Origin of the sequence: Halomonas sp. H10-9-1 (genome assembly GCF_040147005.1) — a bacterium.
Classification (GTDB): Bacteria; Pseudomonadota; Gammaproteobacteria; order Pseudomonadales; family Halomonadaceae; genus Halomonas.
This window is the reverse complement of sequence record NZ_JAMSHO010000001.1, coordinates 3,522,576-3,541,054: the sequence shown is the minus strand read 5'-3', so window position 1 is coordinate 3,541,054 and position 18,479 is coordinate 3,522,576. Positions and strand designations below refer to the sequence as shown.

The 18,479-nt window shown below is 68.2% G+C and carries 19 protein-coding genes; 5 read left to right on the top strand and 14 right to left on the bottom strand.

The features are described from left to right. Positions 1 to 19: 19 nt before the first annotated feature. The 3 genes from tsaC to aroE are packed head-to-tail and all read left to right on the top strand — an operon-like array spanning position 20 to position 2,369. The gene (tsaC, locus tag NFH66_RS16485; protein WP_349611327.1) at positions 20 to 577 is read left to right on the top strand and encodes an L-threonylcarbamoyladenylate synthase type 1 TsaC; all 558 of its coding nucleotides are present in this window, start codon (positions 20 to 22) and stop codon (positions 575 to 577) included. A gap of 36 nt (positions 578 to 613) precedes the next feature. Beyond that, complete coding sequence (gene hemF / locus NFH66_RS16480) at positions 614 to 1,543, top strand: oxygen-dependent coproporphyrinogen oxidase (RefSeq protein WP_349611326.1); 930 nt, start codon at positions 614 to 616, stop codon at positions 1,541 to 1,543. Between the two features lie 13 nt (positions 1,544 to 1,556). Next, positions 1,557 to 2,369, top strand: coding sequence for a shikimate dehydrogenase (gene aroE, locus NFH66_RS16475; RefSeq protein ID WP_349611325.1), 813 nt, complete (start codon positions 1,557 to 1,559; stop codon positions 2,367 to 2,369). Between the two features lie 15 nt (positions 2,370 to 2,384). On the opposite strand, the gene NFH66_RS16470 is transcribed toward aroE, so the two are convergent. From NFH66_RS16470 to NFH66_RS16460, 3 genes are all read right to left on the bottom strand, one after another. Continuing rightward, positions 2,385 to 2,642, bottom strand: coding sequence for a hypothetical protein (locus NFH66_RS16470; protein ID WP_349611323.1), 258 nt, complete (start codon positions 2,640 to 2,642; stop codon positions 2,385 to 2,387). Position 2,643: 1 nt separating this feature from the next. Beyond that, positions 2,644 to 3,447 carry a M48 family metallopeptidase gene (locus NFH66_RS16465; RefSeq protein WP_349611322.1) on the bottom strand — a complete coding sequence of 268 codons (804 nt, stop codon included), beginning with the start codon at positions 3,445 to 3,447 and terminating at the stop codon, positions 2,644 to 2,646. A gap of 457 nt (positions 3,448 to 3,904) precedes the next feature. Beyond that, on the bottom strand, positions 3,905 to 4,834 hold the full coding sequence (locus tag NFH66_RS16460) for an IS110 family RNA-guided transposase (protein WP_349611763.1): 930 nt from the start codon (positions 4,832 to 4,834) through the stop codon (positions 3,905 to 3,907). A 133-nt stretch (positions 4,835 to 4,967) separates the two neighbouring features. Here NFH66_RS16460 and NFH66_RS16455 point away from each other — a divergent pair, with 133 nt between their 5' ends. Both NFH66_RS16455 and NFH66_RS16450 read left to right on the top strand, forming a co-directional pair. After that, complete coding sequence (locus NFH66_RS16455; RefSeq protein WP_349607353.1) at positions 4,968 to 6,170, top strand: ISL3 family transposase; 1,203 nt, start codon at positions 4,968 to 4,970, stop codon at positions 6,168 to 6,170. A 305-nt stretch (positions 6,171 to 6,475) separates the two neighbouring features. Then, on the top strand, positions 6,476 to 7,342 hold the full coding sequence (locus NFH66_RS16450; RefSeq protein WP_349611321.1) for an ATP-binding protein: 867 nt from the start codon (positions 6,476 to 6,478) through the stop codon (positions 7,340 to 7,342). Between the two features lie 74 nt (positions 7,343 to 7,416). Here the strand turns inward: NFH66_RS16450 and der are convergent, their stop codons facing one another. The 11 genes from der to NFH66_RS16395 form a co-directional block, all read right to left on the bottom strand. Then, the gene (gene der / locus NFH66_RS16445) at positions 7,417 to 8,820 is read right to left on the bottom strand and encodes a ribosome biogenesis GTPase Der (protein WP_349611320.1); all 1,404 of its coding nucleotides are present in this window, start codon (positions 8,818 to 8,820) and stop codon (positions 7,417 to 7,419) included. Continuing rightward, complete coding sequence (gene bamB, locus NFH66_RS16440) at positions 8,817 to 9,965, bottom strand: outer membrane protein assembly factor BamB (RefSeq protein ID WP_349611318.1); 1,149 nt, start codon at positions 9,963 to 9,965, stop codon at positions 8,817 to 8,819. Before bamB ends, der begins: the two co-directional genes overlap by 4 nt. After that, on the bottom strand, positions 9,962 to 10,657 hold the full coding sequence (locus NFH66_RS16435; RefSeq protein ID WP_349611317.1) for a YfgM family protein: 696 nt from the start codon (positions 10,655 to 10,657) through the stop codon (positions 9,962 to 9,964). Before NFH66_RS16435 ends, bamB begins: the two co-directional genes overlap by 4 nt. A 32-nt stretch (positions 10,658 to 10,689) precedes the next feature. Then, entirely contained in the window at positions 10,690 to 11,940 is a 1,251-nt protein-coding gene (hisS, locus tag NFH66_RS16430) for a histidine--tRNA ligase (RefSeq protein ID WP_502878681.1), read from the bottom strand. 88 nt (positions 11,941 to 12,028) lie between these two features. After that, complete coding sequence (gene ispG / locus NFH66_RS16425; protein ID WP_349611315.1) at positions 12,029 to 13,144, bottom strand: flavodoxin-dependent (E)-4-hydroxy-3-methylbut-2-enyl-diphosphate synthase; 1,116 nt, start codon at positions 13,142 to 13,144, stop codon at positions 12,029 to 12,031. Between the two features lie 10 nt (positions 13,145 to 13,154). Beyond that, entirely contained in the window at positions 13,155 to 14,132 is a 978-nt protein-coding gene (locus NFH66_RS16420) for a RodZ domain-containing protein (RefSeq protein WP_349611314.1), read from the bottom strand. A 30-nt stretch (positions 14,133 to 14,162) separates the two neighbouring features. Then, complete coding sequence (gene pilW, locus NFH66_RS16415; RefSeq protein WP_349611312.1) at positions 14,163 to 14,912, bottom strand: type IV pilus biogenesis/stability protein PilW; 750 nt, start codon at positions 14,910 to 14,912, stop codon at positions 14,163 to 14,165. A 119-nt stretch (positions 14,913 to 15,031) separates the two neighbouring features. Then, entirely contained in the window at positions 15,032 to 16,159 is a 1,128-nt protein-coding gene (gene rlmN, locus NFH66_RS16410) for a dual-specificity RNA methyltransferase RlmN (RefSeq protein WP_349611311.1), read from the bottom strand. Positions 16,160 to 16,271: 112 nt separating this feature from the next. Next, the gene (ndk, locus tag NFH66_RS16405; protein ID WP_349611310.1) at positions 16,272 to 16,697 is read right to left on the bottom strand and encodes a nucleoside-diphosphate kinase; all 426 of its coding nucleotides are present in this window, start codon (positions 16,695 to 16,697) and stop codon (positions 16,272 to 16,274) included. Between the two features lie 226 nt (positions 16,698 to 16,923). After that, complete coding sequence (locus tag NFH66_RS16400; RefSeq protein ID WP_349611309.1) at positions 16,924 to 17,250, bottom strand: HesB/IscA family protein; 327 nt, start codon at positions 17,248 to 17,250, stop codon at positions 16,924 to 16,926. A gap of 55 nt (positions 17,251 to 17,305) precedes the next feature. Next, entirely contained in the window at positions 17,306 to 18,463 is a 1,158-nt protein-coding gene (locus tag NFH66_RS16395) for an IscS subfamily cysteine desulfurase (RefSeq protein WP_349611308.1), read from the bottom strand. Positions 18,464 to 18,479 lie beyond the last annotated feature (16 nt).

Sequence of the window (18,479 nt, the reverse complement as noted above, 5' to 3'; positions counted from 1 at the left end):
CAGCCGAGCGAGGATCGCCATGCGCCAGGCCCGTCAGATCGAGCACGCTGTTGCCGCCCTGCGTCGGGGCGGGGTGATCGCCTATCCCACCGAGGCCGTATGGGGCCTGGGCTGCGACCCCGACAACGATGAGGCGCTGGCGCGCTTGCTGCGCCTCAAGGCGCGCGACCCCGCCAAGGGAGTGATCCTGGTGGCCGCTCGCCTCCAGCAGTTCAATGCCTGGCTCAAGGGGCTGCCGCCTGCCCAGCGGGTGACGTTGGCGGCCAGCTGGCCGGGGCCCAACACCTGGCTGGTGCCCGACAACGGACGCAGCCACGCCCTGGTGCACGGCGAGCATGACCGGGTGGCCCTGCGGGTCAGCGCGCACCCGCTGGTGGCCGCACTGTGCGAGGCCTTCGGCGGGCCCATCGTCTCTACCTCGGCCAATGTGGCCAGCGAACCGCCGGCGCTGAGTGCCGACGAGGTGCGTGCCATCTTCGGCGATGGGCTCGATGCCATCGTCGAGGGCGAGCTCGGCGGCCTCGGGCGACCCAGTACCATTCGCGACCTGGTCACCGGCCGGGTGCTGCGTTCCTGACCCCTTCCCGTGACTTCACCCCATCCGGAGGCTCCGTTGGCCCACACGCGACTCGATGACGTCAAGACCTACCTGCTCGACCTCCAGGAGCGGCTCTGTACCGCCCTGGCCGCCGTGGATGGCGACGCGGTGTTCCATGAGGATGCCTGGCAGCGCCCGGGGGGGGGTGGAGGCCGCTCCCGTGTGATCGAGAAGGGACGAGTGTTCGAGAAGGGGGGCGTCAACTTTTCGCACGTATATGGCGAACGACTGCCCCCCTCGGCGACGGCGGCGCGGCCTGAGCTCGCCGGGCGCAGCTTCCATGCGCTGGGGGTCTCCTGGGTGCTGCATCCCGAGAACCCCCATGTGCCGACGAGCCATGGCAACGTCCGCTTCCTGATCGCCGAGAAGCCCGGCGAGGCGCCGGTATGGTGGTTCGGCGGCGGTTTCGACCTGACCCCGTTCTACCCGGTATTCGATGACGTGGTGCACTGGCACCGGGTCGCCCGGGATGCCTGCGCACCCTTCGGCGAGGAGGTCTACCCGCGCTTCAAGGCCTGGTGCGACGATTACTTCTATCTGAAGCATCGCGACGAGACCCGTGGGGTGGGTGGACTCTTCTTCGATGACCTGAACGACTGGGGGTTCGAGCGCAGTTTCGCCTTCCAGCGTGCCGTGGGCGACGCCTTCCTGGACGCCTACCTGCCCATCGTGAATCGCCGCGCCGATACGCCCTGGAGCGAGCGTGAGCGCGACTTCCAGCTCTATCGCCGCGGGCGCTACGTGGAGTTCAACCTGGTCTGGGACCGTGGCACCCTGTTCGGGCTGCAGAGCGGCGGGCGCACCGAGTCGATCCTGATGTCGATGCCGCCGCTGGCGAGCTGGGAGTATGCTTGGACGCCCGAGGAGGGCAGCCCGGAGGCGGAGCTCTATGCAAACTACCTGCGGCCCCGGGACTGGCTGGGCGAGGCGGGTCTCGATGACTGATCAAGGAGCGACCATGACCGACCGCTATTGTGTCTTCGGCCACCCGGTGGCCCATTCGAAGTCGCCGGCCATTCATGCCGCCTTCGCCGAGCAGACTGGGGAGGCGATCGAGTACACCGCCATCGAGGCGCCGCTGGATGGCTTCGCCGGGGCCTGGCGGCGCTTCACTGCGGAGGGAGGACGCGGCGCCAACGTCACCGTGCCCTTCAAGGAGGAGGCCTTCCGCCTTTGCGACACTTTGAGCCAGCGTGCCCGGCGGGCCGGGGCGGTCAATACCTTGGCCCTGGGCGACAACGGCCTGACATACGGCGACACCACCGATGGCATCGGCCTGGTGCGCGACCTCCAGCGCCATGGCGTGGCATTGGCCGGCGCGCGCATCCTGGTGCTCGGCGCCGGCGGTGCGGTGCGTGGCATTCTGGAGCCGCTGCTGGCGGCGGGGCCGAAGAGCCTGTGCGTGGCCAACCGCACGGCGGTCAAGGCCTGCGCCCTGGCTGCCGATTTTGCCGACCTGGGCGAGATCGAAGGCGGCGGCTTCGACGCCGTGAGCGGACCCTTCGACCTGGTGATCAACGGCACCAGCGCGAGCCTCGCCGGGGACCTGCCGCCGCTGCCCGACGACCTCTTCGCCCCGGGGGCCACTGCCCACGACATGATGTATGGCGCCGAGCCCACCGTCTTCCTGCGCTGGGCCGAGGCCCACGGTGCCCGCACCGTGGATGGACTCGGCATGCTGGTGGAGCAGGCCGCGGAGTCCTTCTTCCAGTGGCACGGCGTGCGCCCCGCCACCGCGCCGGTGCTGGAGCGACTCCGCCAGGCGCTATAGACCGCCAGGCGCCCTTCAGCGCCGCTTGGTATAGAGCCCCACCATGCACAGCACAAGACCGACCAGCGACAGCAGCATGCCGCCGTTGACCAGCCAGGGATAACGCTGCAGCCAGGAGACGAAGGGCTGGGGCGTGTCGCGGCACAGCCCCTCCAGATAGTCCCAGTGGCCCCCCGCGAGCGTGCATTCACGCACGCTCGAGTACTCCCAGAAGTAGACGCCCATCAGTGCCAGCATGGGGACGATCAGCAACAGCAGCCCGAGTCTCAGCATTTCAGGGCCTCGGGCAGTTGGGGATGCGTCCGGCCTGACGGGCGCGCTCGTAGCGTCCCTGGGCCTCGTGCATGCGCGCCTGCAGGTCCTGAGTGCGCTGGCCGTGGCTGGGGTGGCTGGAGAGCCAGACCGGCGGCCGGGCCCCGCCCTGAGCACTCATGTTCTCCCACAGTGCCAGGCTGGCCCGGGGGTCGAAGCCGGCATCGGCCATCAGGTAGAGGCCCAGCTCGTCCGCCTCGCTCTCGTGGCGCCGCGAGAAGGGCATCAGGATGCCGTACTGGGCCCCCATGCCCAGGGCCCCCATGATCTGCTGGCCACCTGCCCCCTCCAGGCCTGCGGCCGAGGAGAGCACCGACAGGCCCAACTGGGTGGCGGTCTGGGTGGAGACCCGTTCGTTGGCGTGGCGGGCCAGCACGTGAGTGATCTCGTGGCCGATCACTGCGGCCAGCTGATCCTGGTTCCTGGCCACCTTCAGCAGGCCGGTGTTGACCCCCATGTAGCCCCCGGGCAGGGCGAAGGCGTTGGCGTCTTCCGCCTTGAAGACGCGGATCTGCCAGTTCTGGGACTGGCGCTGTTGAGGCGGCAGGGCGTTTACCAGCGTACTGGCCACACACTGCACATAGCGGTGGGTAGCGCCGCCCACGGTGGGGCGCTCCTGCTGATACTGCTCGAAGGCCTGGGCGCCCATCTGGTCGAGCTGTGCGTCCGACACCAGGGTCAGCTGCTGGCGGCCGGTGGGCGAGGTGGTACAGGCGGCCAGGGCGAGGCTGAGGGCGCCGATGGCGAAAGGTGTGATCCAGCGCATAGTGGGACTCCTTGGTGGGGTGTGGCATCCAGCCAACGTAAGACGCTGGACGGGCGTCCGGGTTCGCCACAAGATACTCGGAACGCCTGTGAGGTCAACCACTGACACGGTGTGCCCGATGGCATGAGGCTTACCCGGCGACAGGCCTTCGAGGGGGCGCTGTGAACCCCTCCCTGGGCGTATATGGAGTCCTCCCCGTTTGCAAGCACGAGGCACGATGGTCGGTAGGTACGACTGCACACGTATATCCGGTCTCGTTAATGATGCTCTGATGAGCATCGGACCTTGATGGGCTATCCGCACGTCAGCTCCCAATCGCTACCTCGAGCTCAAAAGGCTCAGCGTCCAGAAGGGGTTGTCTGACGTCGGTTCGACCTGTTCGCCATCCTGCAGCATGCTCAGCAATCGTGGTGGACGATGCTCAATATTACACTAACGTGCTAAATCCAATCGTTTTTCATGCCGACAGCCGCGACGCCAGCGACGCATCATAGGCCGTCTCATGGCGGGTTACCGCCCAGGCGATCCGTGCCGTCTTGTTGGCCAGTGCGACGACCGCCACATTGGCATGCTTGTGCTCGGCCAGGTGCCTGACCCACTGGCTCAGGCCGTCGTCCTTGGTGCCCACATGCCGGAGCACCGAGCGCGCGCCATGCACCAGTAGCTTGCGCAGGTAACTGTCGCCGCGTTTGCTGATGCCCAGCAGGCGGTCTCGCCCCCCGGTGCTGTGCTGTCGCGGCGTCAAGCCGAGCGAGGCGGCAAAATCTCGCCCGCGCCGAAAGCTCTTGCCATCGCCGAGGGCGCCGGCCAGCGCGGTGGCGGTCAGTGGACCGATACCCTGCAGCGTCATCAGCCGCTTGGCCACGGGGTCGGTCTTGGCCTGTCGCTCGAGGCTTGCCGTGACCGTCGCGATGCGCTCATCCAGGTGGCGCAGATCCTCGGCAAGGCCGGCAAGCAGGACACGAAAGGCATCCGTCAGCCCGTTGTCTGCCGCTTCCAGCCAGCGAGGCAGGGCGGCACGCAACTGACCGATACCCACCGGAGCGACCAGGCCATACTCCCCCACCAGCCCGCGTATCTGGTTGGCCTTGGCCGTGCGCTGCCGTACCAGCTCTTCACGAATGCGGTGTGCCGCCTGGGTATCCTGCTGAGCGACGCTCTTGACGGCCACGAAGCGCATACTGGGCCGCCCCATGGCTTCACAGATCGCTTCGGCGTCGACCCGGTCATTCTTGTTGCTCTTCACGTAGGGCGTCACGAACTGTGCGGCGATCAACTTGACGCGATAGCCCCGCGCCTGCAGGGCCCGCGCCCAGAAGTGAGACGAGGCACAGGCTTCCATGCCGATCTCGGCTCCCGCCGGCACCCGCTTGCTGACCGCATTCAGCCATTTTTCGGGTTCTTCGCAGACTGGCGTGAAAGCGAAGCAACCTTAGGCAGAGGCGGGATAGAGAAACGGCGGTAAATCCGAGTAAACTGATGTTCACCACAAACCCCAGCCTACGGATACCGCCGTTGCCATGGATGCTACCCCGCTCTGCCTGTTCTGGAAAGGTTTCACCGTCGCCCATCACGAATTCCTGGATGAGCAAACACTACGGCTCCAGTTGGCGCCTGATGACCTGATCCCGCCAGTCTGCAGCGGCTGTGACCATGCCTGCTTTCTCGTCCATGACGTGCATCACCGTCGCGTCCGAGAGGCGCCGTTGCTGATCTACCGGGTGGAGCTGGAGGTGCCGGTACGTCGCCTGCGCTGCCCCGTCTGCGGCCCGACACGCGAGCGCATTGACTGGTTGCCGGGTCGTTCACCGGTGACCACCACGCTGCGCCAGTGGGTGGAGCGTCTGGTCGAGTTGCTGCCGATCCGGCATGTCGCCGACTTGGTCGGCCTGCACTGGCATACCGTCAAGGCCATCGATAAGCAGCGCCTACAGCGTGACCTGCCGGCGCCGGACCCGACGCGGCTGCGTCGCCTGATGATGGACGAGTTCGCCCTCCACAAGGGGCACCGCTACGCCACGGTGATTGCGTGTGCCGACACCCAGCAGGTGGTGTGGATCGGCGAAGGTCGCTCCCGGGAGGCGATCCGCCCGTTCTTCGAATGGTTGGGTGATGCGCGACAGCAGATCGAGGCCGTCGCCATGGACATGAACGCGTCTTTCGATCTCGAAGTGAAGGACCAGTGCCCTAACGCCGAGGTGGTCTACGACCGCTTCCATGTCGTGGCCAAGTACGGGCGTGAAGTGATGGACCGGGTGCGCGTCGATCAGGCCAATCAGCTGCGCGACGACAAGGCGGCCCGCAAGGTGATCAAGGGCAGCCGCTGGCTGCTGCTGCGCAATCAAGACAACCTCAAGCCTGAGCAAGCGGTGAAGCTGGAGGAACTGCTGGCCGCCAATGCCTCACTGACCAAGGTGTATCTGCTCAAAGACCAGCTCAAGACACTGTGGTTTGCCGAGGACGAGGCGACGGCACGCAGCGGTTGGCAAGAGTGGGCCGGTATGGCGTTGAGCAGCGGTATCGACGCCTTGGTGCGCTTCACCAAGAAGCTGGAGCCCTACTTGGATGGCATCGTATCCAGTGCTCGCCACCGGCTAAACACCAGCGTGCTGGAAGGTATGAACAACCGAATCAAGGTCATCAAGCGGATGGCCTACGGGTACCGCGACACGGCGTACTTCTTCCTGAAGATCCGTGCCGCGTTTCCCGGCAAAATGCGATGAACCATTTTTCGCGGGTGTACTTACCTTGCCACTGCACCTGATCATGGCGATCGACGCCGTGGACATGAAAAACAGACTTTGCGATATCGACGCCGACACGGGTAATGTTCATGACGAGTTCTCCTCACCCTCAGGCTGGTTGGTGTTCTCGCCCACCAGTGTGGCGCAACGACGCCGATATAGGGTGGGGAGGACTCCATCCCATTGCTACCGATGCCATCCCTGGCATAGGACCCCCTCTACGACCTGTCCCCGGCGCCCCATGCGGTGAGTGCGCCGCCATCGACATGGAGAAGGAGATGAACATGGACGCCGAGCTGACGCGTCGCCTGCTGCACCTGCTGGATAGCGTCGAACACTGGCTACCGCCGGCCCCGGTGGAGGTGGACTGGTCGCGGGATATTGCCGCCCTGTGGCAGCGCCACGCCCTGGGCGGCCGTCTGCTGCCGGTGCCACCGCGGGATGCCTTGAGCCTTGACGACCTGCTGGGCATCGAGCGCCAGAAGCTGGCGCTGGTCGACAACACCCGGGCCTTCCTGCAGGGGCTGCCCGCCAATCACGCCCTGCTGTGGGGCTCCCGGGGCAGCGGCAAGTCGTCGCTGATCCGCGCCCTGCTCAACAGCCTGGCCGGCGAGGGCCTGCGCCTGGTGCAGGTGGATCGCCACGACCTCTCGGGCCTGCCGGTGCTGGTGGAGCAGCTGCGCCACCACGACCAGCGCTTCGTGGTCTACTGCGACGACCTCTCCTTCGAGGGCCACGACGACGCCTACAAGGCGCTGAAGAGCGTGCTCGACGGCGCCCTGACCGGCCCGCCGCCCAACGTGCTGCTCTATGCCACCTCCAACCGCCGCCACCTGCTGCCGGAGTCGATGAGCGACAACGAGGGCTCGCGGCTGGTGGGCGATGAGCTCCACCACGGCGATGCCGTGGAGGAGAAGATCTCGCTCTCCGACCGCTTCGGGCTGTGGCTGGGCTTCCACCCCTTCAGCCAGGACGTCTACCTGGAGGCCTGCTGCCACTGGGTCACCCAGCTGGGGCGCCGCGAGGACTGGAGCGCCGAGGCCCGCGCCGCGGCGATCCGCTTCGCCACCCTGCGCGGTGGCCGCAGCGGCCGTGGCGCCTGGCAGTTCGCCACCCAGTGGGTGGGCCGCCGGCGCCTGCACGGGCGCTAGGAGAGCCGAAACGACGCCGCCCCGGGGATACCGAGGCGGGTCGGGCGCTGTCGGCCGTGCCGGGTGCAGTAGGATCAGCGGCGGCTCTTGCGCGCCTCCTTGGTGCGCGAGAGCTCGCGCTTCTTGGCCTTCTCGCGGTCGCTGGCGTCGGCCATGGGGTCGAAGGGGTTCTTGCCGGAGCGGAACTCGAAGCGTATCGGCGTGCCGCGTACCTTGAGCACCTTGCGGAAGGTGTTGGTCAGGTAGCGGTGATAGGCCTCGGGCAGCGCGGCGGTCTGGTTGCCGTGGACCACGATGATCGGCGGGTTGCTGCCGCCCTGGTGGGCCATGCGCAGCTTGATGCGGCGTCCGCGCACCAGGGGCGGCTGGTGCGATTCCACCGCGTCCTGGAGGATGCTGGTCAGGCGGTTGGTGGACCAATGGGCGTTGGCCGAGGCGAAGGCGCGCTCCAGCGAGGGGTAGAGGTCGCCCACCCCGGTGCCATGCAGCGCCGAGATGAAGTGCAGGTCGGCGTAGTCGGCGAAGCCCAGGCGGCGCTTGATCTCGGCGCGCATCTTCTCCTTGGCCTCGCTCTCCAGGCCATCCCACTTGTTCACCGCCAGCACCAGGGCGCGGCCGGTGGTCAGCACGTAGTCGAGCAGATGCAGGTCCTGCTCCACCAGCCCAGTGCGGGCATCCAGCACCATGATGGCGACATGGCACTCCTTGATCGCCTCCAGGGTCTTGATGATCGAGAACTTCTCGTAAGACTCTCGCACGCTCTTGCGGCGCCGTACCCCGGCGGTATCCACCAGTACGTAGGGCTTGCCGCGGCGCTCGAAGGGAATCTCGATGGCGTCACGGGTGGTGCCCGCCTCGTCGAAGACCACCACGCGCTCCTCGCCGAGCAGGCGGTTGACCAGGGTCGACTTGCCGACGTTGGGGCGGCCGATGACGCCGATGCGGATGCCCTTGGTGCCGGTGTCCGCCGGGATGCTCTCGTCGCGCTCCGGGAAGGGGGCGAGCACCTCGTCGATCAGCGTGGTGACGTTGCGGCCATGGGCGGCGGCGATGGGGTGTGGTGCGCCCAGCCCCAGCTCCCAGAATTCGGCGGTGGCGCTGTCCTCATCGAGCCCATCGGTCTTGTTGACGACGAGCCAGGTCTTCTTCTGGTTGACCCGCAGGTGGTTGGCGATGGCCTCGTCGGCGACGTTGAGGCCGGCCCGGGCGTCGACCAGGAACAGCACGATGTCGGCCTCGTCGATGGCGGCCAGCGACTGTTCGGCCATGGCGGCATCGATGCCCGCCTCGTCACCGCTGATGCCGCCGGTGTCGATCACCGTGTAGGCCTTGCCGCCGAGCATGCCGTTGCCGTACTTGCGGTCACGGGTCAGGCCCGGGAAGTCGGCCACCAGGGCATCGCGGGTGCGAGTCAGGCGGTTGAACAGGGTCGACTTGCCCACATTGGGGCGGCCGACCAGGGCGATCACGGGTGTCATCGGATATCCAGGGTCTCGAGGGTGCCGTCATTGGCCAGCACATGAATGCGGTTGCCATCGGTGACCGGGCGCACGCCGATCCCGGAGCCGTCGATGTGCTCGCGACCGACCATCTCGCCGCTGCGCGCGTCGATCAGGTGCAGGTAGCCCTCGAAGTCGCCGAACACCAGCTTGCCGTCGGCGAAGGCCGGCGAGGTAGGCCGGCGGCCTTCCAGGTCGCTGTTGCGCCATACCTCGTCGCCGCTGTCGGCGGCCAGGGCCAGGATGCGCCCCGACTCCTCGACCACGAACAGGGCGTCACCCACCATCAGGGGCGTGTGGTAGCTGGAGAGTTCGCGGGCCCACAGGGGCTCGCCGCGGAGCGCTTCCAGGGCCACCAGGCGGCCGTTGTAGCTGGTCACGAAGAGGCGACCGTCGGGGGTCAGTAGCGGCTGGCCGGCGAGGTCCACCAGGCGCTCGATATCGCTGCGCCCCTGGGCCACGGCGATGCGTCGCTCCCACAGCGGCTGGCCGCTGCGATTGTCCAGGGCTACCAGGCGGCCGTTGGCGAAGCCGGCGAAGGTCACCGGGTCGATGGTCATGGGGGTGCCGGTGCCGCGCAGGGTCAGCGAGGGGAGGCTGGCCTGATAGCTCCAGCGCTCAGCGCCGCTGGCGCGGTCCAGGGCGGAGATGGTGCCGTCGACGCTCTGCACGATCAGCAGCTGCTGGTTGGGCTGGGGGGCGGCCAGCACCTCGCTGGGCACCCGGGCACGCCAGCGCACGCTGCCATCGCGCTGGCTCACCGCCAGCACCTCGCCGTTACGGGTGCCGAGGTAGATGTCCCCGGCCACCGCGGTGAGGGCGCTGGAGACCGGCACCGCGAGGTCCACCTCCCAGCGGGTGTCGCCATCGTCCGCGTCGAAGGCGAACAGCTCGCCGCGGTGGTCGGCGGCGAACAGGGCTCCGCCGTCGCGGGTCGGGGCGATGGGATAGACGGCGCGTCCCAGGCCGTCGCCGGCACCCTCGCGCCAGGCGCTGGCGAGTTCGGCGCTCGCCGCGAAGTCAGCGAGCTCGGTGGGCGGATACTGGGGCTCCACCTTGTTTCCGGCGCAGCCTGCGATCAGGGTCAGGCCCGCCAGGGCGGCGATCAGGAGGGTCGGTTTCATGAGTCCAGTCCCCGGTTGGCAATGCCTGAATTTTCGAGCTCCGAGCTTTCAAGGCCCGAGCTGTCGAGCTTGAGCTGAACGCCATACAGCGGCTGGTCGTTGGCCTCGGCCAGAGCCAGCGCCTCACGCCAGGCCGTGGCGGCCTCTTCGCGCCGCTCGAGGGCGTGATAGGCATCACCGCGCACCTCGGCGCGCTGGGCGGCCAGTGCCTCGGGGACGCCGCTCTCCAGGGCGGTCAGTGCCGCCTCGGCGTCGCCGTCGGCGACCAGCAGGCGGGCCAGGCGCAGCCGCGCCAGGCCGGCGACATAGTCGTCCGCACCGGCGTCAGCCAGGGACTGCAGGCGCTCTCGCGCCCCGGCGAGGTCGCCCTGGGCGACCGCCAGGCGGGCATCCACCAGGCGTGCCAGGTCGGCGTATAGGGTCTTGCCGTGCGCGTCGACGATTTCGTCCACCAGGGCACGGGCCTCGGGCAGCTGCGCCTCATCGAGGGCGTTGCCGGCGGTCAGGTTGATCAGCTGCTGGTAGCGCATCGAGGCGGCGGTGGCCTGGTTCTCCTGGTAGCTCTGCCAGGCGTTCCAGCCCAGGACGCCGGCTCCGGCGATGACCACGCCGGCGATCAGCGAGAGGCCGTTCTCCTTCCACCAGCGCTTGAGCGCCTCGACCTGTTCTTCCTCGGTTCTCAGCTCCGCCACGGGCGGTCTCCTTGTGTGTCTCGTGTGGGCCTTCAGGCCAGCAGTTCGTGCAGCTCGTCGACCAGTGCGTCCCGAGCCAGGCTGCGCTGGTCACGCTCTTCACGCAGGAACTTCAGGGTTGCGGTGCCGCGCGCGAGCTCGTCCTCGCCCAGCAGCAGGGCCAGGCGGGCGCCGCTGCGGTCGGCCTTCTTGATGCGGCTCTTGAAGCTGCCGCCGCCACAGTGCAGCTGGGCGCGCAGCTCGGGCAACTCGCCGCGCAGCCACTCGACCAGCTGCAGGGCAGTGCCGGCGGAAGCGTCGTCCATGGGCAGTACATAGAGGTCGAGCTCGCCGCGGGCCGTATCGGGGATCAGCTCCAGGGTCTCGAGCAGCAGCACCAGGCGCTCGATGCCCATGGCGAAGCCCACCGCCGGGGTCGGCTTGCCGCCCAGTTGCTCCACCAGGCCGTCGTAGCGGCCGCCGGCACACACCGTGCCCTGGCTGCCCAGCGCCGTGGTGGTCCATTCGAAGACGGTGCGGCCGTAGTAGTCCAGGCCGCGCACCAGGCGGGGGTTGATCACGTAGTCGATGCCGGCGGCATCGAGCAGCGCGCAGAGTGCCTCGAAGTGCTCCCGGGAGTCATCGTCCAGGTGGTCGAGCAGGCGCGGTGCGCCGGCCAGCATCTCGGCCATCTCGGGGTTCTTGGAGTCGAGGATGCGCAGCGGGTTGCTGGTGAGGCGGCGCCGGGAGTCTTCATCCAGCAACTCGTGATGCTGCTCGAAGTAGGCCACCAGGGTGTCGCGATAGGCGGCCCGCGCCGCGGATGAGCCCAGGGAGTTGAGCTCCAGGGTGACGTGCTCCATCAGCCCCAGTTCGCGCCACAGGCGGGCCGAGAGCAGGATCACCTCGGCGTCGATATCCGGCCCCTCGAGGCCGAAGCTCTCAACGCCCACCTGGTGGAACTGGCGGTAGCGGCCCTTCTGGGGACGCTCGTGGCGGAACATCGGGCCCTGGTACCAGAGGCGCTGGGTCTGGTTGTGCAGCAGGCCGTGCTCCATGGCGGCGCGTACGCAGCTCGCCGTACCCTCGGGGCGCAGGGTCAGGCTGTCCCCGTTGCGGTCCTCGAAGGTATACATCTCCTTCTCGACGATATCGGTGACCTCGCCGATGGAGCGGGCGAACAGTGCGGTCTGCTCGACGATGGGGGTGCGGATCTCGGCGTAGCCGTAGCGGGCCATCAGGCTGCGGACCTTGCCCTCGAAGTACTGCCACAGGGGCGACTGCTCCGGCAGCAGGTCGTTCATGCCGCGGATGGCCTGGATCTTCTTGCCGGGTGCTTTCTGACTTGCTTGGGGCTTGCTCAACGGTGGCTCCTTGATGGGTACCGGCGACTCAGGCGTCGCGGGCGATCACGTCCTGTTCGGCCTGCTCCTTCTCACGCACCTTGTCGCGGATCAACCGCTCGAGGTCGTCGACCAGGTGGTCGTTGCGTAGCTTGGAGGCCGGCTTGCCATCGATGTAGACGAGGTTGGCCGGGGAGCCGCCGGTGAGGCCGATATCGGTCTCCTTGGCTTCGCCGGGTCCGTTGACCACGCAGCCGATCACCGAGACATCGAGTGGCGTCATGATGTCCTCGAGGCGCTCCTCCAGGACATTCATGGTGCCGATGACATCGAAATTCTGGCGCGAGCAGCTGGGGCAGGCGATGAAGTTGATGCCCTTGGCGCGCAGGCGCAGGCTCTTGAGCATGTCGAAGCCGACCTTGATCTCCTCGACGGGGTCGGCGGCCAGCGATACGCGGATGGTGTCGCCGATGCCGTCCATCAGCAGCATGCCCAGGCCAATCGAGGACTTGACGGTGCCCGAGCGCAGCCCGCCCGCCTCGGTGATGCCGAGGTGCAGCGGCTGCTCGATGCGCGTGGCCAGGTCGCGATAGGCGGCCACCGCCATGAACACGTCGGAGGCCTTGACGCTGACCTTGAAGTCGGGGAAGTCGAGGCGGTCGAGGTGGTCGATATGGCGCATGGCCGACTCCACCAGGGCCGCCGGGGTGGGCTCGCCGTACTTCTTCTGCAGGTCCTTCTCCAGCGAGCCGGCGTTGACGCCGATGCGGATCGGGATGCCGTTGTCACGGGCGGCGGAGACCACCGCGCGCACGCGCTCTTCCTTGCCGATATTGCCGGGGTTGATGCGCAGGCAGTCGACGCCGAGCTCGGCGACGCGCAGGGCGATCTTGTAGTCGAAGTGGATATCGGCGACCAGCGGCACCTCGACCTGGCGCTTGATGCGGCCGAAGGCCTCGGCGGCCTCCATGTCGGGGACAGAGACACGAACGATATCGGCGCCGGCGGCCTCGAGCTGGCGGATCTGCGCCACGGTGGCGGCCACGTCCAGGGTGTCGGTGTTGGTCATGCTCTGCACCGAGATGGGGGCGTCGCCCCCGACGGCTACCCTGCCGACGTGGATCTGGCGCGACTTGCGACGAACGATGGGGGATTGTGCGTGCATGATGGCGGAATCATTCTCCCAGGGTGAAGCGGGCGACGTTGTTGGCCCCGGCGCGCGCCGGGAGGTCCACGGGCTCGCCTTGCCAGAGCAGCTCGACGCCGGTGGCGTTGCCCACGGTCAGGCGGAAGGGCGGCTCACCTTCGACGCTGGCCGTGGTGCCGGGTTCCTGCAGGCCGACGAAGACACGCTGGTTGCTGGCGTCGAAGACCTCGGTCCATGACTGTTCATTGAAGGTAAATGCCAGGCGGCCGGCGGCATCCTGCGCCGCGGCCGGCTCGGTGGCCGCGGGAGCCTCGTTGCGGGCCTGCTGCTCGGCGTCGGTGGCCTCGCCACTCTGCCCGGCGGTAACGCCCTCCGCGGGATTATCCTCGGCGAGGTCGGCGTCGAGCGCATCGCTGCCTTCCTCTGCGGCCTCGGCGACCGCCGGCTCGGTCACCTCCTCGGGCAGCGGTGGCAGGCTCTCCGGCTCGTCACTGACGGTGGCGGGGGCGGGCTCGGTCACGCTGGCGGAGCCATCGAGATGGTCGACGGAGACCGGGTCGCTCTCGCCGATGCTCGGTGGCTCGCCGCCGCCGCGGCTCTGCCACCACATCAGGGTCAGGCCGATCAGGCCGGCCAGCACCAGCAGCGACACCAGGCGGAACAGCCAGGCGCCCAGGCTCGAGGGTGGTTTGCTGATCTGGACCGGCGTGACCTTGCGCTGGGCGGCATCCTGGCTGCCGAAGCGGGCGCGATAGGCCGCCAACACCGGGGTGTCGTCGATGCCCAGCAGGTGCGCATAGGCGCGCAGGTAGCCACGCCGGTAGGTGGCGATCGGCACCTCCTCGTAGCTGTCCTCCTCCAGGCCGCGGACCACCGCCGGCCTCAGGTTGAGCGCGCCGGCCACCTCGGAGACGGAGAGGCCCTGATTCTCGCGTTCAAGCCTCAGCTGCTCGCCGGGCGAGGCCATGGCATCGGCGTGCAGGTCCGGTTCGTGGGTGTCGCTCATGGCGGCGCATCCTTCGGTGGTGTTCTCGGGTCAGGGCGTGGTGCCACGCCCCTCCAGCTGTTGGGTGTAGAAGGCGGCAGTGGCGCTGTCGCCCTGGGCCCTGGCGATGTCGCCGGCCAGCCTCAGGGCCTCCGGCTGGGGCCCGGCCAGGCGCATGAAGGCCTCGACCTGTGCTCGCGCCTGGGCCAGGTTGTTGTCGGCGTACTCCAGCTCGGCCAGGGTGAAGTAGCTGCGCGGCGCACGCGGATCGATCTCCTGGGCGCGCTGCAGATTGCGGCGTGCCTCCTGCACCTCCCCCAGCTCGCGATGGCACTGGCCGAGGTTGGCGAACAGCTGGGCACGATTGGGGTACTGGGCATCCGTCGAGGCCCGTTCGAGCTGCTCGCAGGCCTCGCGCACGCGACCCCGGGCGTAGAGAAAGGCCGCATAGTTGTTGCGCGCTCGGGTGAAGTCGGCGTCCGCCGCCAGTGCCCGGCGGAAGGTCTCGTCGGCCAGGCTATCCTCCCCCTGGCGCTGGTAGACCATGGCCATGGCCTGCAGCGCCTCGGGGTCGTCGGGGGCGATCTCCAGGGCCCGGTCCAGGGCGCCCATGGCGCGGCGCAGGTTGTTGCGCTCCAGGTAGGCAACGCCGAGCTGGGTGTAGGCGTCGGCCGGGCCGGCCTCGTTGCCGCCGCCGGCGATGTCCTGGGGCTGGGTGGCACAGCCGGCCAGCCACATGCTGCCCAGCAGGGCGGCCATGGGCAGCAGCGAGCTTGCGGGCAGACGTGAGCGGCGTGTCATGAACTCCTCCCGAGGGTCGACGGGCTCCCTGCGGCGTGCCGCGGGCTGACGGAAGCCGAGGGGAGGCAGGGCTTGCCCATCAAAGCGTTGTGCCCGGTTGAAGTCAAGGTGGGCTCCCTTCAGTCGGCATCGATCTGGATCGACTTGATATAGCGCTCGTGCCGGCGGGTACGGTCCTTCACCCGGCCGACCAGCTGGCCACAGGCGGCGTCGATATCATCGCCCCGGGGAGAGCGGATCGGCGCGGTGTAGCCCAGCTCATAGAGCCACTGCTGGAAGCGCACCACCTGGTTGCGTGACGGGGTCTCGTAGCCCGAGTGGGGGAAGGGGTTGAAGGGGATCAGGTTGATCTTGCACGGCAGCTCGCGCAGCAGCTCGGCGAGTTGACGGGCGTGCTCCTGCTGGTCGTTGACGCCCTTGATCACCGTGTATTCGATGGTGACCATGCGGGTGTCGTCGCACTTGGCCAGATAGCGCTGGCAGGCATCCAGCAGGCAGCGGATGTTGTACTTGCGGTTGAGCGGCACCAGCTCGTTGCGCAGCTCGTCGTTGGCGGCATGCAGCGAGATGGCCAGGCTCACGTCGAGCTCGTCGCCGAGCTTGTCGAGCATCGGTACCACGCCGGAGGTGGAGAGCGTGACGCGGCGCTTGGAGAGGCCGTAACCGTCGTCGTCGAGCATCAGCTTCATGGCCGGCACGACGTTGTCGTAGTTCAGCAGCGGCTCGCCCATGCCCATCATCACCACGTTGGTGACCGGGCGGTTGGCGGTGTCGCGGCGTGGCCCCACGCTGCGCTGGGCGACCCACACCTGGCCGATGATCTCGGCGGCGGTGAGATTGCGCTGGAAGCCCTGCTTGCCGGTGGAGCAGAAGCTGCAGTCCAGCGAGCAGCCCACCTGGGAAGAGACGCACAGGGTGCGCCGCTTGCCGTTGTCGGCGGGGATCAGCACCGTCTCCACGTAGCTGCCGTCTTCCACCTCGAGCACCCACTTGCGGGTGCCGTCGCTCGACGAGCCCTCATAGACCACGCTGGGGCCGCGAATCTCGGCCACTTCGGCGAGCCTGGCGCGCAGCGCCTTGGCGAGGTTGGTCATGGCCGCGAAGTCGTCACAGCCCTCGTGGTGAATCCACTTCATCACCTGGGCGGCACGGAATTTCTTCTCGCCGATGGAGAGGAAGAAGGCTTCCATCTCCTGGCGAGACATGCCGAGCAGGTTGGTCTTCTGGGGTGCGGTGTCAGCGGTCATGGCGGTCAGCGGGTCGGGGAAGGGAGGAGGGGAGGCGGGGACAGGGCCCCGCCAGGAGCCTCGATCAGCGCGGGCCGAAATCAGCGCGGGCCGAAATCAGCGCGGGCCGAAATCAGCGTGGGCAAAGCTCGCTGCTCTCGAAGAAGTAGGCGATCTCGCGCGCGGCGGACTCGGCGGAGTCGGAGCCGTGCACGGCATTGGCGTCGATGGTCTCGGCGAAGTCGGCGCGGATGGTGCCCGGCGCGGCTTCCTTGGGGTTGGTGGCGCCCATCAGCTCACGGTTCTTGGCGATGGCGTCCTCGCCCTCGAGCACCTGCACGACCACCGGGCCGGAGGTCATGAAGCCGACCAGGTCCTTGAAGAAGGGGCGTTCCTTGTGCTCGGCGTAGAAGCCGCCGGCCTTGTCGTCGTCCAGCTTGAGCATCTTGGCGGCGACGACCTGGAGGCCGGCCTTCTCGAAGCGGGAGATGATCTCGCCGATGGCGTTCTTGGCGACGGCATCGGGCTTGATGATGGACAGGGTGCGCTGGGTAGCCATGGGCGTGTCTCCAGTAAGGGATGATGGGGTGTTGAAGGAGTGCGCCGCGCCGCCCTCGAGCTTGCGGGAAGCCGGGGCGACGCGGCGAATCGGGTAATGCGGCTCGGCGTCCGATGGTTCGGCGGTACGCCGACTGGGCGGGGATTATAGCGTCCCGGGGCGGCGTTGAACAATCGTCGCCGTGTATGGACGGTCGCCGTCGGCCGAGGCCGTTTCCGCGGCAGGCCTAGACGGTGAAGCTCTCACCGCAGCCGCACTCATCCTTGACGTTGGGGTTGTTGAAGCGGAAGTAGCGGTTGAGTCCCTCGTTGACGTAGTCGACCTCGCTGCCGTCGAGCATCTCCAGGGCGTCGGGCGCGACGAAGACCTTGACCCCGCGCTCCTCAAAGCAGGTGTCGTCGTTGGCCGCCTCGTCGGCGAAGTCGAGCACGTAGCTGTAGCCGGAGCAGCCGCTGGGCTTGACCGAGACGCGCAGGCCAAGGCCCTGGCCGCGCTCGTCGAGTACCCGGCGGATCTGCTCGGCGGCGGCGTCGGTAATGGTGAGATGCGCCATGGTCTCTCTCCTGTGGGTAGCTGGCTGTTGCAGGGGGTGCGTCTGTTGCAACGCGTCAGTGGGCCTGGCGGCGCAGGCCGCTCAGGGCGTGGCGCAGGGCGTCGATGGCCCGGTCGATGTCGGCCTCGGTGGTGAAGCGTCCGAAGCTGAACCGCAGCGAGGCCAGTGCCAGCGCCCGGGGCAGGCCGATGCCCTTCAATACATAGGATGGCTCGACGCTGGCCGAGTTGCAGGCCGAGCCGGTGGAGAGGGCGATATCGCGCAGCGCCATCAGCAGCGACTCGCCCTCCACGCCCGCGAAGGCCAGGTTGAGGATGTTGGGGACGGCCACCTCCAGCGCGGTATTGCGATGGATGCCGTCGAGGTCGGCCAGGCCGTCGAGCAGGCGGTCGCGCAGCGTCGCGATGCGTGCCTGGTCGGCGGCTCCCTCGGCGCCGGCCAGGGCGAAGGCCTCGCCCATGCCCACGATCTGGTGGGTGGGCAGGGTGCCGGAGCGCATGCCGCGCTCGTGGCCGCCGCCGTGGATCAGCGCCTCGAGGCGGATATCGGGGTGGCGCCTGACGTAGAGCGCACCGACCCCCTTGGGACCGTAGGCCTTGTGGCCGGAGAGCGACATCAGGTCGATCCCCAGCCGGTTCACGTCGAGGTCGAGTCGACCCACCGCCTGGGCGGCGTCGACGTGGAAGGCGGCGCCGCCGGCGTGGGCCGCCTCGGCCAGCCCCGCCAGGTCGTGGATCGCGCCCAGCTCGTTGTTCACCGCCATCAGCGACACCAGCACGGTATCCTCGCGCAGTGCCTCGCGCAGCTGCTCGGGCGTGATGCGGCCCTCGCGGTCGGGGGTCAGCCAGGTGACCTCGAAGCCTTCGTTCTCGAGCGCCCCGGCGGTATCGACCACCGCCTTGTGCTCGACCACCGAGGTGACCAGGTGGCGGCCGCGGTGGCGATTGGCGCGCAGGAAGCCGGTCAGGGCCAGGTTGTTGGCCTCGGTGGCGCCGCTGGTCCAGACGATCTCGCGTGGGTCGGCGCCGATCAGGTCGGCGACCTGGCGGCGGGCGTTCTCCACCGCCTGCTCGGCCTGCCAACCCAGCATATGGCTGCGTGAGGCGGGGTTGGCGAAGATGCCGTCGAGGGTCAGGTGGCGCGCCATCAGCTCGGCGACCCTGGGGTCGACGGGAGTGGTGGCGGCATAGTCTAGATAGACGGGTGTGGTCATGGCCTCGGGAAGTCTC

Excerpts from the sequence above, each read along its gene's own strand:
- NFH66_RS16470 (WP_349611323.1), bottom strand. The coding sequence starts at position 2,642 with ATGCTGAGACTCGGGCTGCTGTTGCTGATCGTCCCCATGCTGGCACTG.
- pilW (WP_349611312.1), bottom strand. The coding sequence starts at position 14,912 with ATGACACGCCGCTCACGTCTGCCCGCAAGCTCGCTGCTGCCCATGGCC.
- NFH66_RS16455 (WP_349607353.1), top strand. The coding sequence starts at position 4,968 with ATGGATGCTACCCCGCTCTGCCTGTTCTGGAAAGGTTTCACCGTCGCC.
- bamB (WP_349611318.1), bottom strand. The coding sequence starts at position 9,965 with ATGAAACCGACCCTCCTGATCGCCGCCCTGGCGGGCCTGACCCTGATC.
- rlmN (WP_349611311.1), bottom strand. The coding sequence starts at position 16,159 with ATGACCGCTGACACCGCACCCCAGAAGACCAACCTGCTCGGCATGTCT.
- NFH66_RS16450 (WP_349611321.1), top strand. The coding sequence starts at position 6,476 with ATGGACGCCGAGCTGACGCGTCGCCTGCTGCACCTGCTGGATAGCGTC.
- ndk (WP_349611310.1), bottom strand. The coding sequence starts at position 16,697 with ATGGCTACCCAGCGCACCCTGTCCATCATCAAGCCCGATGCCGTCGCC.
- NFH66_RS16400 (WP_349611309.1), bottom strand. The coding sequence starts at position 17,250 with ATGGCGCATCTCACCATTACCGACGCCGCCGCCGAGCAGATCCGCCGG.
- aroE (WP_349611325.1), top strand. The coding sequence starts at position 1,557 with ATGACCGACCGCTATTGTGTCTTCGGCCACCCGGTGGCCCATTCGAAG.
- NFH66_RS16420 (WP_349611314.1), bottom strand. The coding sequence starts at position 14,132 with ATGAGCGACACCCACGAACCGGACCTGCACGCCGATGCCATGGCCTCG.
- hisS (WP_502878681.1), bottom strand. The coding sequence starts at position 11,940 with ATGAACGACCTGCTGCCGGAGCAGTCGCCCCTGTGGCAGTACTTCGAG.
- ispG (WP_349611315.1), bottom strand. The coding sequence starts at position 13,144 with ATGCACGCACAATCCCCCATCGTTCGTCGCAAGTCGCGCCAGATCCAC.
- tsaC (WP_349611327.1), top strand. The coding sequence starts at position 20 with ATGCGCCAGGCCCGTCAGATCGAGCACGCTGTTGCCGCCCTGCGTCGG.
- der (WP_349611320.1), bottom strand. The coding sequence starts at position 8,820 with ATGACACCCGTGATCGCCCTGGTCGGCCGCCCCAATGTGGGCAAGTCG.
- NFH66_RS16395 (WP_349611308.1), bottom strand. The coding sequence starts at position 18,463 with ATGACCACACCCGTCTATCTAGACTATGCCGCCACCACTCCCGTCGAC.
- NFH66_RS16465 (WP_349611322.1), bottom strand. The coding sequence starts at position 3,447 with ATGCGCTGGATCACACCTTTCGCCATCGGCGCCCTCAGCCTCGCCCTG.